This window comes from Caulobacter sp. CCH9-E1 (assembly GCF_001556515.1).
Lineage (GTDB): Bacteria > Pseudomonadota > Alphaproteobacteria > Caulobacterales > Caulobacteraceae > Caulobacter.
Window position 1 is genome coordinate 22212 of record NZ_LSJA01000001.1, and the last position, 13980, is coordinate 36191.

Below are 13980 nucleotides of genomic sequence, written 5' to 3' on the forward strand. Positions count from 1 at the left end.
ACAAGGGGGAGATGATCCTCCAGCGCCACGATCAGGAGGGGGGCATCTACCTGCTGCTGGAGGGCGTCCTGCTGGCCAACCAGTATGCGAAGTCGGGCCGCGAGGTCGGCTACCGACGCATCACCCAGGGCAGCTACTTCGGCGAGATTTCGGCGATCGACGGCCTGCCTCGTTCGGTCAACATCGTCGCGCTCGAGGACTCGCGCATCGCTCGCCTGCCCCAGTCGCTGGTGCGCCGCCTGTTCGACGAGTCGCCGCGCTTCATGAAGGCGCTGCTGGAGGACATGGCGGGGCTGGCGCGGTCCCTGACCGATCGCCTGTTCGAGCTGACCGCCGTGTCGGTGGCCTGCCGCGTCGATATCGAATTGCTGCGGATGGCCAGCGCCGCCAGCCGCGACGGTCGTCAGGCGGTGATCAATCCCTGCCCCACCCACGCCGAGCTGGCCGCCCTGCTGGGCAGCCAGCGCGAGCCGGTGACGCGTGAGCTGAACCGACTGGCGGGCCTGGGCATCGTTCGCCAGACGGGACGCACCCTGCACGTCCTGGACCTTCCCGCCCTGGCCGACGAGGTCGAGCGTATCGGCGGCGAGGTCTGACGCGCGCTAGAGCCCTTTCCGATCTGATTGACCCAATCAGATCGGAAAGGGCTCTACCTCAAAGGTTTAGGGCATTTCGATAATCGTTTCACACTTATCGGAAATGCCCCTAGAAAGCCCCCCGCCGGCCGAACCTTCGCCCGATCGCGACGACCACGGCCTCGATATGGTCGATGATCCAGCTGACCGGGTTCTCGCCGGGCCGGTTTCGACTGACCGCCCAGGTCGTGACGCAGACGCCGGCGAACAGCGCGGCCGGCAGCCCCACCGTCAGCAGCGCCGGCAAGCCGGCGCTCGCGGCCATGGCCTGGCCCAGGATCATCGAGGTCTCGAACAGGAACAGCAGAACCGCCCCCGTGGCCATGGCCGAGCCCGCGCCCGCCCGCTTGGCGCTGAGGCCCAGCGGAATAGCCAGCAAAGGCAGCAGCGGCAGCATCAGGGCGCGCGACGACCGGGCGTAGAACTCGGCGAGCAGCGCCTGCCGGGGAAGCGTGGTCGGCCCCGCTCCAAAGCCCTGCTGGGCCAGTTCGATCAGCGTCAGTTCGCTGACGTCGTTTCCCCGCATCCGAAACAGCTTGCCCGCCAGCGACAACGGCACGTCGAAGGCGAAACGCGAGAACTCGGCGACATAGATCTGGTGGTCTGGGGTGGTGCTGACCTGACGTCCGTCGCGCAGGTCCAGCGTGACCCTCTGGTCGGCTTCGCTCTTGCTCACCACCGCGGTGCGGGCGGTGAGCACGTCTTCGCGGCCATCTGGCGTGATCTTGCGGATGAACACTCGTTCCAGGCGCCGCCCGCTCGCGTCCGTATCGTCGGCGGTCAGCAGGAGCGGGCCGGTGGACAGCAGAGCCTTGGGCCTGACGTCGCCGTTCCAGCCCGCCTTGTCGGCCGCGTGCAGCACCGCGTGATAGGCGTAACGGCTGTAAGGCTGCACGAAGCCGAACAGCAGCACGCTGAACGCCATCAGCGCGACGCCCAGCCCCACGAACGGCGCGGCGAGGCGGCCCAGAGACACGCCGCCAGCCAGGATCGCGTCGATCTCCGAGCTCTTGCTGAGCCCGTTGACCACCACGAACAGGCCGATGAAGAAGCCGCCCGGCAGGGTCAGGCCCACATAGTGCGGCACCAGATTGACCAGCAGCTCGGTCAGGAACTTGAAACCGTCCGTCGTCTGAGAAAGCAGATGGAAGGACCGCATCAGGCGTTCCATCAGAAACGCCACCATCGTGCTGATCAGCACCGCGCTCATCGGCGTCAGGGTGCGCCTGAGCAGGTACCGGTCCAGGGTGGTCGGGATCATCGCGGGTGGGAGCTCTAGAGCGCAGGCAGACCGGCGGTCGCCGGTTCGACCGTCGCGACGCGCCGACGCGCGGGCGAAAGAGCCTGCTCCGTGGACCGCGCCCTCAGCGCCTCACCATAGACCTCGACCACCTCGTCCAGGATCTGCGTCCAGCGGAAGGCGGCGCTGCGCTTCAGCGCCTGGGCCGCGAGACGCCGGCGCAGACCGCCATCGACGATCAGCTCGGTCAGCGCCTGGGCATAGACGCTGGGCTGATCGGCGCAGAGCTTGCCGTTGTCATCATGCCGCATCAGCGCACGGGTATTGGGCGCGTCGGCGCAGACCATGGCGAGGCCGCAGGCCATGGCCTCGAGATTGACGTTGCCGAAGGTCTCGGTGGTGCTGGTGTTCAGGAAGATGTCGCCGCTGGCGAGCGCGGTCGCCAGGGCCTCGCCCGACAGGAAGCCAGTGAACACCGCGTCCGGCAAGCGCTCCTCGAACCAGCTCCGCGCGGGGCCGTCGCCGATCACCAGCACCTGCGGTGACTGCCCCTCCGCCTTCAGCTGCTGGATGGTCTCGGCGAACGACGCCAGGCCCTTCTCCATGACGATCCGTCCCAGGAACACGATCACCGGACGGGCGGGGTCGAAGCCTTGGGCGGCTCGCCACGCCTCGCTGCGTCGTCCGGGGTGGAAGAGCTCGGGATCCACGCCCCGCGCCCAGGTGCGCACCTGGGCGGGCAGGTTCTGGGCCCTCAGCTCGTCGCCGATCGCCTCGGTGGGCGCCATGACGTAGTCGCAGGCGCCGTAGAAGCGCCACAGCCGCTGGCGCACCAGCGGCCGCAGGCGGCCAAGGCCATAGTAGTCGAGATAGCTGTCGAACAGGGTGTGCAGGCTGGCGACGACCGGGACCTTGAGACGCCGGCCCAGCCTCAACGCCGCCCAGCCCAGGAGGTCAGGCGCCGACAGGTGGAAGAGATCCGGCTTGAACGCCTCGATGTCCCTGCGGATCGACCCAGGCAGACCCAGCGCCAGACGATAGTCGCCTCGGAGCGGGATCTTGATCGACGGAACCGAAATCAATTCGCCCGTCGGCTCGAAAGCGGCCTTGGGTCCGGTCGGCGAATAGACGCGGACCTGCGCGCCGACCGTGTCCTGCAGGTGGCCGACCAGACGGTTCAGCGACTTGTTGGCCCCGTCGAGCGTGTAGTTTTAGTTCCCTGAAAACAAGGCAATCCGTAACGGGCGCGCACCACCAGCGTGCGTCAGCGCCTTGATGTCCATCTTCGTTCTTCCCCGCGCCCCCAGTCCCGTCCGTAAGACGACGTCCTGGCCCCACCACCGCAGACGATTTTTTCAAAATCGATGAGAGCTACACCGAGTCATGTCGTCCTTTTGTGAAGGCGGGCGACTGGCATCACTTCGTCACGGTGTCGGACTATCGGTAGGCAGAGATTCTGGGACGCGAAGATGCGGGTTGTGGATGTCGCCGAATTCTATTCGCCCACCGGCGGGGGCGTGCGGACCTATATCGACCGCAAGTTCGAGGCGGCCGCGCAGCTGGGTCATGAGCTGTTCGTCATCGCGCCGGGACCGCGCGACCATTTCGAGTCTCGTCCCGCGGGCGGTGTGATCCAGGTGCGCGCGCCACGCCTGCCGTTCGACGCCAACTACCACGTCTTCTGGGATGCTGCGCCGGTTCATCGCCAGCTGGAGACCCTGGAACCGGATCTGGTGGAGGCCTCCTCGCCGTGGCGAGGCGCGGGCATCGTCGCCGAGTGGTCGGGGCGAGCGCCGCGCGCGATGTTCATGCACGCCGATCCCGTGGCGTCCTATCCGCAGCGATGGCTGGCGCCGATCGCCAGTCCCCAGCAGATCGACCAGCTTTTCGGCTGGTTCTGGCACTATCTGCGCAAGCTGACGGGGCGCTTCAGTTCGGTCGTGACCGGCGGCGGATGGCTGGCCGACCGCCTGACGGGGCAAGGCGTCGGCGCTGTGGCCAGCGTGCCCCTGGGCATTGATGGCGGGGCCTTCTCGCCGGCGATGCGCGATGAAGGTCTCAGGGCAAGGCTCCTGGCCGCCTGCGCCTGCCCCCCGGACGCTAAGCTGGTCCTGGGCGTGGGCCGCTTCCATCCCGAAAAGCGTTGGCCGATGGTGATCGAGGCGGCGATGCGCGCCCGCGCCGAAGGACATCCGCTAGGCCTGGTCCTGATCGGCGACGGCATCGACCGCAAGCGGGTGGCGCGAGCCGCCGCGAGCCACCCCCATGTCCAGATCCTGTCGCCGATCCACGATCGCGCCCTGCTGGCCGCCCACCTCGCCAGCGCCGACGCCCTCGTGCACGGCTGCGAGTCCGAGACGTTCGGCCTGATCCCCGCCGAGGCGATGGCCAGCGGCGTGCCGGTCGTCGGTCCCGATCGCGGCGGCTTCGCGCACTTGGCCGAGCCGGCGACGTCCGAAATCTATCGGTCTGGCGACACGGCCTCGGCCGCCGCGGCCCTCCGCCGGCTGCTGGCCCGCGATCCGGCCGCCCTCAGGGCCGCCGCGGTCGATGCGGCCGGAAGGGTCCGGCGCGACAGCGATCACTTCGCCGAGCTGTTCGATCACTACCAGGCGATCGCGGCGGGCGCCCGGGCATGACGCAGGCGATCGAGAACGCGATCGACGGAACGACGCCGCCGAAGGGGCCGAACGGGAAGACTTCGCGCCTGTGGCTTTGGGTCGGCGTGGCGATGTCGATCGGCCTGGTGGCCGCCGTAATCCTGCAGCTGGGCGGCGCGACGTCCGAAATCCTGCCGGCGATCCGCGAGCTCCCGCCGCTGGTCTGGCCGGTCCTGCTGCTGCTCTATCTCGTCCAGCCGGCTTTCGACTATCTGATCTTCCGGCGGCTCTGGGACCTGCCCCCCGCCGGCTTCAAGGCGCTGCTGCGCAAGAACGTCATCAACGAAGTCGTGCTCGGCTACAGCGGCGAGGCGTTCCTCTATGTCTGGGCGCGTCGAGCGGCGAGCGTCGTCGAGGCCCCGTTCGCGGCCATCAAGGACGCCAACATCATCTCGGCGCTGTTGGGCAACCTGCTGACCCTGGTGCTGGCGGCGATCAGCATCGCCGAGCTGCGCAATCTCGACTTCGCCCAGCGCCTGGGGCCGGCCTTGTGGTCGGGACTTATTCCGATGGCGATCTCGGTGGGCGTGCTGATCTTCGGGCGTCAGGTGTTCTCGCTGCGCCTGGGCGATCTGACCTATGTCGGCCTGATCAACATCCTGCGGCTGGCGGCCTGGACGGCGCTGAACGTGCTCGTCTGGCGGATGGCGCTGCCGGAGGTTCCGACGGGTCAATGGATCGTGCTGCTGGCGATCCGCTGCCTGATCTCGCGCATCCCGCTGATCTCCAACAAGGACCTGGTGTTCGGGAACCTGGTGCTGCTTCTGCTGGGCGCGCACTCGTCGGTGGCGGTGCTGCTGGCGGCCTTGGCGTTCGTCACCCTGGTCATGCATCTGGCCGTCATCGTCGCCCTGGGCGCCGTCGACCTCGCGCGCGGCCTGTGGAGCGGATCGTCCGTTGTGAGCGCCGCCGAGCCGGGCCGCGTCCATGAGTGACTGGCGCGTGAGAATCCCCGGGCGGGACATCTGGCGGGTGGGGCTGGTCGAAGCGCCGATCGCCGACATCGCCCGCCGCGGCTTTCCCGCCGACGCGCCGGTCCGCTGGCTGGGCGAGGAGGGCCGCCTGAAGTTCCTGGCCGATCCGTTCGGCTTCTGGCGCGACGGACGGCTGCACCTGTTCGTCGAGGCCTATGACTACCGGACCCGCCACGGCGTGATCGAGACGATCGAGCTTGGCGCGGACTTCACGCCGATCCGGCGCGCCGTCGTGCTCAAGGAGCCCTGGCATCTTTCCTATCCGCAGGTGTTCGCGGCCGACGGCGAGATCTGGATGCTGCCCGAGGCCTACCGCTCGGGCGCGGTGACCCTCTATCGCGCGGCGGCGTTCCCGGATGTCTGGGAGCCGGCGGCGCGCCTGGAACTGGATACGCCGGCGATCGACGCCACGCCGTTCCGGCACGACGGCCTCTGGTGGCTGGCCTATTCGCCGACCGGTCCGCAGCGCTGGAAGCAGGGCCGACTGCACTTCGCCTTCGCCGAGCGCCTGACCGGGCCCTGGCGGACGCATCCGGGCAATCCGGTCCGCGACACCCTGGCCTCCAGCCGTCCAGGCGGGACCGTGTGGATCGAGGGGGGCCTCCCCCGTCTGCCGGTTCAGGACTGCACGCGCACCTACGGCGGCGCGATCCGTATACTGAATATATCCAGACTTACCCCCGAGCGGTTCGAGGCCGAGGCGTCCGCGCCGCTCGGATCGCCGCCCGGAGCCGGGCGCTATGCGCACGGCCTTCACACCCTGTCGTCCTGTGGTCCCGTGACCCTGTTCGACGTGAAGCGGATCGACCGTTCGCTATGGGGAGCGCGAGGCGATTGAAGCCCTTCGAGACAGGGCCGCCCAACACGCGCGTCGGCCCGCGCGTCCTGACGTTCCTGCATAGCTTCGAGCCGGGCGGGGTCGAGCGCATCGCCCTGCGCCTCGTGCGACGGTGGCGCGACCTGGGCGTCGATGCGCCGCTGTTTCTGGGTCGCACCGACGGGGCGATGCGCGACGTCGGCGCGGATCTGGACTTCATCACGCCGCCGCGCCGCGGTCCGCTGATCGCGCGGATGGAGACGCTCTGGATGATCTGGACGCTGCCGAACGTCGTGCGGCGACTAAGGCCCGACGTCCTGTTCTGCGCGGGCAACACCTATGCGGTCGTGGCCTTGGCGTTGAAGGCGCTGCTGGGCCGCGACTGCCCGCCTGTCCTGCTGAAGGTCAGCAACGATCTCGATCGGCGCGACCAGCCCGGGTGGTTTCGCTTCTTCTACCGCCTGTGGCTCAAGGCCCAGGGGCGCCACATCGACCACTTCGTCGGCCTCGAGACGCCGATGGCCGAGGAGATTCGGCAGGCGCTCGGCGTCAGCGCGGACCGCGTCACCATCATTCCCGATCCGGCCTTGTCCGTTTCCTTGATCGAGCGGCTTCGCGCCCAACCCCGTGGAGCCGGGGGCGGCTCGGGCCGGCGTTTCGTCAGCGTGGCCCGCCTGACGCCTCAGAAGAACATGGCCCTGATGTTGCGCGCCTTCTCGCGCGGCGCCCAGGGGGGCGACACGCTGACGGTGATCGGCGACGGGCCCGAACGCGCGAAGCTGGAGAGCCTCGCCAAGGACCTCGGGCTTGAGCGCCAGGTGATCTTCAAGGGCTATGTCGCCGAGCCGGCCGCCCAGCTGCCGTCGTTCGACGTCCTGCTGCTGTCCTCGAACTATGAAGGCGTGCCGGCGGTCATCCTCGAGGCCCTGGCGGCGGGCCTGCCGATCATCGCCACCGACTGCAGCCGCAGCATGGCGACCTTGCTGGACCACGGCGGGCTGGGAGTCCTTGTTCCGACAGGCGACGAGGGCGCGTTCGCCGAGGCGATCGCGGCGGCTCGGCCCGGATCGCAAGATCCGCGGCGAAGCCTCGACCAGGCGCGCCGCTTCACTTTGGAGGAGGCGGCTGGGACTTATCTGGCGACGCTGTCGCGACAACGAGCCTGGCCTCGCTCGCGGCTCTGACGAGCCGCTTGCGCGATAGACCCGAGCTCACCGACATAGAGCTGTTGTCAGCTGACGCTAGGACCTGCTCATGACACTTGGACAGGCCGATGGGTGGCGGCGGACAACGCTGTATGGCTTAGCCCATTTCGGTAAGAGCCTCCTCTGGTACGGCGGCGAGCTTCTCTTCGCCTATCATCTGACCGAGGTGGCGGGTCTGGATTCAGCTGCGATGGGGCTCGTCCTGGGCGTCGGCTTCCTGGCGAGCGCCGGCCTGGATCTTGCGATCGGCCGATGGCTGAGCCCTCGCATGACCCATGCGCGGAGCGCGGCCGCCCTGCAGGCGCTGGGAAGCCTGGCCGCGGCCGCCGCCATGGTCGCGTTCTTCGTCACCCCCTGGCTGCCGCCGCTGCTGAGAATTGGCTGGGCCCTGGCGAGCGGCCTGGCCTTCCGCTTCGGCTTCGCCGTCTATGACATCCCGCAGAACGCCTTGATGGCCCTGGCCGCGGACGACGAGGCCGGGCGGTCGCGGGTGGCGGCGGCGCGCATCTCGGCCAGCGGGATGGCCATGCTCGCGGTCGCGGGCGCGGTGGGGCCGCTGCTGGCCGCTCAGCGGGTCGGAGCGGGGGCCACGCTGCTGCTGTCCCTGGCCATCGGCGCCGCCCTCGTCGCCATCCTTACCGCGTTCGCCTTGCGGCGCGCGCTGGCCGACAGCGGTCCGGCGCTGCGGACGCCGTCCATCGCGCGATCGATGGACGGCGGGCCGGCGCTCCGCGTCCTATGGCCCTTGTTCGTCATGATGGCGGTCATGATGCTTGGCCCTCCATTGTTCCAGAAGCTCGAACCCTATTTCGCCGCGCGAACGCTAGGTTCGGCGGCGTGGGGCGGCGCTGTGATCCTCGCGGCCGCTGGCGGGGTGCTGTGCGGCCAGCCCCTTTGGGTGAACTTCCCCGTCGCGAACCAGCGCCTGGCCCTATTCCTGGTCGGCGCAGCGCTCCAGGCGTTTGGCGCAGTGCTTTTCTTCTTCGCCGCGCCGTCGTCTTCGCTTTCCGGGTTGGTGGTCGGCGCCGCGATCTTCGGCTTGGGAAACGGGGCGCTTGGCGCGGCCAAGTGGGCGGCCTTCAGCGACGGCGTCAGCCACTTCGCCAAGGGGCGGGAGGGCGCATATTTCGCGGCCTTCACCGCGACGGCGAAATTGTCTCTCGCCGCTGGCATCGTCCTGGTCGCCGCGACGGTGGCGTTCGCCGAGGCCGATCCATCGCGCCTGCGGTGGGTGATGATGGCGGGACCTGTCGCGGCCTCCGCGCTGATGGCGCTCCTAGCCGTCGTCATTTCGCGCAAGGCGGCCGCGCTCGCTAAGGCGATATAAGCCCAGTTCGGACGTGAGGGCCGCGAGCTGAGCGCTACCGAGGCGCCGCCCTGCGACGGCCCGTCTTCTCAAGATAACGGAGAAGATACTCAGGGTGATCGGTCATGATGACATTGGCGCCCAGGCCCAGCAGCTTGCCCCAGCCGGCCTCGGGGTCGGCCATCGAGACCTGATCGCTCAGGCCGCCGCTCCACTGCGGTTGCACCGCCACCGCCATGACCGGCCTACCTTTGAGGCGCGGATCGGCGGCGATGCGCTTGAAGTAGTCGGCCGTGATGAAGGGCAACTCATAGCCGTTCCCGCCGTAAGGCTCGAGCTCGTCGACCCGGCGGATCGGATCGGCCGGCCCCTCCCAGATGATCGGCCAGAATGTCACCCCGGCCGGTGGGGCGATCGTGCTCAGGATGTGCTTGGACGCCAGCTTGCCATGGCTCATCTGATCCGGAACCTTCAGCAGGATCTGGTCCAGAACGCCTTCCTCCGCGGCGATCTTCAGCGACTTCTGGAGCAGGGTCTCGAAATTCGCCGCCAGCGACGGCTTAAGTTCGAGATTGATCATCACCTTGCCCTTGGCGGCGCGGTAGTAGGCGCGCAGCGTGGTCACCGGGATCGTGGTGATCGCCGCGCCCGGACCGCCCTCCCCGTCGCGCAACCGCAGCTTGGCGAGGTCGGCCATGGTCAGGTCGTTCAGATAGCCCCAGCCGTTGGTCGTGCGGTTGACCGTGTCGTCATGCATCAGGACGAGTTCGCCGTCCTTGGTGCTGCGGACATCGTTCTCCACCACCTCGACGCCCAGCCGCGCGCAGGCCTCGATGGCTTCGGGCGAGTTTTCGGGGGCCGCGGCGAAACAGGCCCGGTGCGCCACGACCACCACATGGCCCGGCGGCGGATGCAGCACCCGCTCGCGGAGCGCCGCGAAGCCGCTGGTCGGCGCGCCCGCGACCGCCGAGATCGGCGCCAAGAGAACGGCCGCGAAGGCCAGGGCGAGGTTGAGGCGCCGGATCATGCTCGGACCTTTGCGAAAGGGTTCGACTAGTAGCGGTAGCGCAAGCCGGCGAAGTAGCTGCGACCGGCGCCCACGGTGTTGTAGAGGCTGTCATAGCCGCCGGTGGTCTGACGGATGTAGCTGTCGGTCAGATTGCGCGCCTCGAGCGAGGCGCTGAGGCCAGGCCGCAGTCTCCAGCTTATCTTGGCGTCGAGCGCGTCGTAGCCGTCGATCCAGCGGTCGCCGGTGGCGGTCGCCCCGAACGTGCCGGTGAAGCTGCGTCCGCGCTTGCGATAGTTGAGATTGAGATCGACCGGACCGGCGTCGTAGCTCAGTTGCAGGTTGGCCAGCCACTTGGGCTGATTGCGCAGGCCCGACACCGAACGTTGGCCGCCGTTGCTCAGCACGACGTCCCATTGGCCGTCGAGATAGGTGTAGTTGGCCTGGACGCCCAGGCGGTTGAACGGCGCGGGAAGGCGCTCGAAGCGGCGCTTGGCGAAGGTGGCCTCGACCCCCGTCAGCTTAGCCGCGCCGGTGTTGAGCGGGATGGTGTTGATCGCCGTGAGCTGTCCGGCGGCGTCCCGCTCCTCGAACCTCTGGCTGAAGGTTTCGCCATCGACGTCCTTGCGGAACACCGCCAGGGCCACAATGCCGTCGCTCAGATAATACTCGATCCCGGCGTCGTAGTTCGTCGAGACGCGCGGACCCAATTGCGGGTTCGTGCCATTGTTGGTCGGCACGCCGTTGGCGTCGAAGCTGGTGGTCAGGCCCGGCGCGAAGTCGGCGAAATCGGGACGGCCCAGCGTCTTGGTGAACGCCGCGCGCAGGCGCAGCCGAGGCCGCGGCTCGAACCAGGCCTGAAGATTGGGCAGCCAATTGCCATAGTCGTGCTTGCGCGTCACCGGCGTCACGACGTTGCGGACCAGGTTGGCGGTGCTGGTCTCGTCGCGGGTGTGCTCGTAGCGAAGGCCGGCGATGGCCCGGAAATTCGCGCCGCTGACATAGAGGGCCGCATGGCCGGCGAGGACGTCCTCGCGCAGCTGGTAGTCTGTGGTCGGCGCGCTATCGAGCCGCGAGACCCCGCCCGCCCAGAGCCTGTCCCAGAAGCCATTCCAGTTCGTCTTGATCGCGCCGTGGTCGGCCATGCTCGAACCGGCCGGCGCGAAGTCGGCCAGCGTCAGCGACGGAGCGCCCGGCAGGCTGAAGAAGCGGGAATTCTGATCAAAGCCCCGGTCCAGCCGCGTCCAGCTGACGCCCGCCATCGCCCCGATCCCGCGCGCCGAGGCCTGGACATTGTGCGTCAGGTCCGCGCGCGCCGCATAGACCTTGTCCTTCAGGATCTGGTCACGGTTATAGGCGGCGCTGCTGCTGGTCGCGGCGGTGTTGCGGAACACCCAGTTGGTCAGGGTCGCGTAGCGCGCTGGATCGGAGGGCGTCACGGTCGCGACCTCACCGCTCAGGTCGTAGGCGCCGTTCACCCCCGAGAGCCGGAAGCCGTCGCCCAGATTGCGCAGCAGAACGTTGTTGTAGAAGTCGGTGTAATTGGCGCGCATCACCAGGGCGGTGTCGCCGGCGAGAGCGTAGTCGACCCCCGCGCCGATGATCTTGGCGCGCCGGTGGACGTCATAGTCGTACTCGCGCACCTGGCCTTCGCCGCCCGTGAACGTCGCGGTTCCCTGGCCCGTCTGGGTGATGGTGCGGCCGCTGGTGGCGGACACGAAAGTGTTGGCCCGCTGCAGGTAGAGGTTCTTGGTCTCGTCGAACAGATTGGCCGACAGGAAGGCGTAGAGCTTGTCGGTCGCCTGGACCTCGAGCTTGCCGAAAAGCGACAGGTTGCGGGTCAGCTTATCGTAGTGGCTGTTGGTGTAGATGTTGCCGTTGGCCTGGTCCTGACCGTTGACCTGGGTGTAGCTGTCGACGCCGCTATAGACGTCGGCGTTGGCGTACCTCTGATAGTTGACGCCGGCCACGACGCCGAACTGCTTGGCGGAGCCGAACGTCGTCTTGCCGGCGGCGTAGACGCTGCCCGAGGGGCCGTCATTGACGCGGCTTTCCTGGTCGTAGCGGCCAAACCGGCCGCCGAGCGTCAGGTAGGGCTTCGCGCCGCCGTCGAAGGCGCGCAGGGTGCGCAGGGCGATGTGTCCGCCGATGGCGTTGTGATCCTGGTCCGGCGAGACCGTCTTGTAGACGCTGGTCTCCTTGACGATGCCGGCGGGGAACATGTTGATCTGGGCGCCGCGATTGTTCTGGCTGCTGAACCAGATCGGATTGCCGTCGATCTCCATGCTGTTGTAGCGGGAATCAAAACCGCGGATCGAGGCGTAGCCCGCGTCCGAGGTGCCGTAGAACGCATCGGCGCTGACCCCGACCACCCGCTCGAGCGCCTCCGGCAGCGTCGTATCCGTCGTGCGCTCGATATCGGACGCCGTCACCGCGTCGACGGTGACCGCCGCCGTGCGCTTGATGTCCACGGCGCTCGTGTCGATCGAGCGGCGCGCGGTGACCACGACGTCGCCGACATTCACGGACTCCGAGGCGCGCGAAGCCTCGGTCTGCGCCGTCGCTACGCCAAAGACGGTGGTCTGCAGGGCCAGGGCGAGCGTCAAGGCGCTCGCCGATCCGGTCAGCTTCTGAATGTGGGGCATGGCGGCTCTCTTCTCGGCTCGTTGGTCAGGCTCCCCTACACCCGCGCCGTGACACTTATGTTAAGTGACTTAATTTAATTGTCGCCTTGATCGCGTCCGTGGGGAGTGAGATGGGCGAGCCATGATCAGCTCTTCCCGCCTGACGACAGGGCACCGGCTGGTGCTCGACAGCATCCTGCGCCACGGCCCCTCCTCCCGCGCCGAGATCGCGGCGCGCACGCAGTTCACGCGCCCGGCGATCACCCAGATGGTTCAGGACCTGGCGGACATGGACCTCGTCGTCGAGCATGAGGCGCGTCGCGGGCAGCGCGGACAGCCGGCGAGGCCCGTCGCGCTGAACGGAGCGGCGGGCTTCGCGGTCGGGGTGAACTTCTCTTTGACCTATCTTGAGATCGCCGTGGTCGATCTGGCGGGGGTCGTCGTCCTGACCCATCAGGCGCCGCTCGCCGACCATGCGCCCGAGGCCATAGCCGCCGTGGTTCAGCAGGAGCTGGGTCGTCTGGCCCCAGCCCAGGGGCTGGACTTCGGAAAGATGGTGGGCATGGGCGTTTCGCTGCCCAGCGACTTCTATCCGGACGGCTCGCTGGCCACGCACATGGCCTTCCCCAATCTGAAGGGCGACCATCTCGAACGTCGATTTGGCGGCGACATCGGGGTTCCGATCTTTCTGGAAAACGATGGCCGCGCCTGCGCGATCGGCGAGCGGATGGTCGGCGCCGGACGAAGCCACGAAACCTTCATGCTCGTCCACCTGGGCCATGGCATCGGCGGCGGCCTTATTATCGACGGTAAGCCCTACAGGGGCGCCTTCGGCAACGCCGGGATTCTGGGCCAGTTCTATCCGTATGGCGAAGCGCGTCCGTCAGGTCTGGACCTGCTCGAAACCCTGCGCGCCGCAGGCCATGCGGTCGCCGATTTCGACGCGCTCGACCAGCTCCCCGCGAAGGCGCGCCCGGTGCTGGACGCCTGGATCCAGCGCGCCGCGGATCAGCTGACCAAGGTGCTGTTTCAAGTCAGCCGGTTCTTCGGCCCAGAAGCAGTGATCCTCGCAGGACGACTGCCACCCAACATAACCGCCGCTCTGGCGGAGCGGATCGACTTCGAGCGCGTGCGCCCGCCGATGGACGATCTGTTGAACGCGCCGATCCTGGCCTCCGCCCAAGGCTCAATCGCCGGCGCGATCGGCGCGGCCTGCGTTCCAATCTTCAACCTGCTGCTGCCCGTCGCGCGGCGCGACTAGGGTGCTGTCAGTCTAACGCTAACCGGTCTCCGCAGACAGTCCTCACAGCCTGTCGCGACAACTTAACGCCGCCCGGCTAACCCATTGAAACTGAACGAAGCGGCAAATTCGCCAACTTGGGGCCACAACCTAACGCTGGCCCGGAAACCCCACTCGACAAGCTAACGCTGTCCTCAAGCCCAGAGCCCTGTCCTGAAGCTGATCCTCCCTCGTTTCAGTGGACACCCATGCTAGCTTTTCGGAGCTGGAGAG

Annotated in this window: 11 protein-coding genes; 7 read left to right on the forward strand and 4 right to left on the reverse strand. The window is 67.9% G+C overall.

The features are described 5' to 3' along the window. Positions 1 to 11 precede the first annotated feature (11 nt). A complete protein-coding gene (locus AX690_RS00115; RefSeq protein ID WP_369798154.1) occupies positions 12 to 596 on the forward strand; it encodes a Crp/Fnr family transcriptional regulator in 585 nt (194 codons plus the stop codon). Positions 597 to 705: 109 nt separating this feature from the next. Here AX690_RS00115 and AX690_RS00120 read toward each other — a convergent pair whose 3' ends face one another. Further along, complete coding sequence (locus AX690_RS00120) at positions 706 to 1896, reverse strand: LptF/LptG family permease (RefSeq protein ID WP_066684778.1); 1191 nt, start codon at positions 1894 to 1896, stop codon at positions 706 to 708. Positions 1897 to 1910: 14 nt separating this feature from the next. Beyond that, a complete protein-coding gene (locus AX690_RS00125; RefSeq protein ID WP_369798155.1) occupies positions 1911 to 3056 on the reverse strand; it encodes a glycosyltransferase family 4 protein in 1146 nt (381 codons plus the stop codon). Between the two features lie 288 nt (positions 3057 to 3344). Between AX690_RS00125 and AX690_RS00130 the strand changes: the two genes are divergently transcribed. The 5 genes from AX690_RS00130 (at position 3345) to AX690_RS00150 (ending at position 8858) form a co-directional block, all read left to right on the forward strand. Then, entirely contained in the window at positions 3345 to 4514 is a 1170-nt protein-coding gene (locus tag AX690_RS00130; protein ID WP_066684780.1) for a glycosyltransferase, read from the forward strand. Beyond that, complete coding sequence (locus AX690_RS00135) at positions 4511 to 5470, forward strand: hypothetical protein (protein ID WP_066684798.1); 960 nt, start codon at positions 4511 to 4513, stop codon at positions 5468 to 5470. The genes AX690_RS00130 and AX690_RS00135 overlap by 4 nt, the downstream gene beginning before the upstream one ends. Then, entirely contained in the window at positions 5463 to 6347 is an 885-nt protein-coding gene (locus AX690_RS00140) for a hypothetical protein (RefSeq protein ID WP_197426732.1), read from the forward strand. Before AX690_RS00135 ends, AX690_RS00140 begins: the two co-directional genes overlap by 8 nt. Beyond that, on the forward strand, positions 6344 to 7510 hold the full coding sequence (locus AX690_RS00145) for a glycosyltransferase (RefSeq protein WP_197426733.1): 1167 nt from the start codon (positions 6344 to 6346) through the stop codon (positions 7508 to 7510). Before AX690_RS00140 ends, AX690_RS00145 begins: the two co-directional genes overlap by 4 nt. Before the next feature lie 70 nt (positions 7511 to 7580). Next, positions 7581 to 8858 carry an MFS transporter gene (locus AX690_RS00150; RefSeq protein WP_082769406.1) on the forward strand — a complete coding sequence of 426 codons (1278 nt, stop codon included), beginning with the start codon at positions 7581 to 7583 and terminating at the stop codon, positions 8856 to 8858. A gap of 34 nt (positions 8859 to 8892) precedes the next feature. Here AX690_RS00150 and AX690_RS00155 read toward each other — a convergent pair whose 3' ends face one another. Further along, the gene (locus AX690_RS00155) at positions 8893 to 9864 is read right to left on the reverse strand and encodes a glycerophosphodiester phosphodiesterase family protein (RefSeq protein ID WP_066684804.1); all 972 of its coding nucleotides are present in this window, start codon (positions 9862 to 9864) and stop codon (positions 8893 to 8895) included. 26 nt (positions 9865 to 9890) lie between these two features. Then, on the reverse strand, positions 9891 to 12488 hold the full coding sequence (locus AX690_RS00160) for a TonB-dependent receptor (RefSeq protein ID WP_066684807.1): 2598 nt from the start codon (positions 12486 to 12488) through the stop codon (positions 9891 to 9893). A 121-nt stretch (positions 12489 to 12609) separates the two neighbouring features. Between AX690_RS00160 and AX690_RS00165 the strand changes: the two genes are divergently transcribed. Then, the gene (locus AX690_RS00165; RefSeq protein WP_066684810.1) at positions 12610 to 13728 is read left to right on the forward strand and encodes an ROK family transcriptional regulator; all 1119 of its coding nucleotides are present in this window, start codon (positions 12610 to 12612) and stop codon (positions 13726 to 13728) included. Positions 13729 to 13980 lie beyond the last annotated feature (252 nt).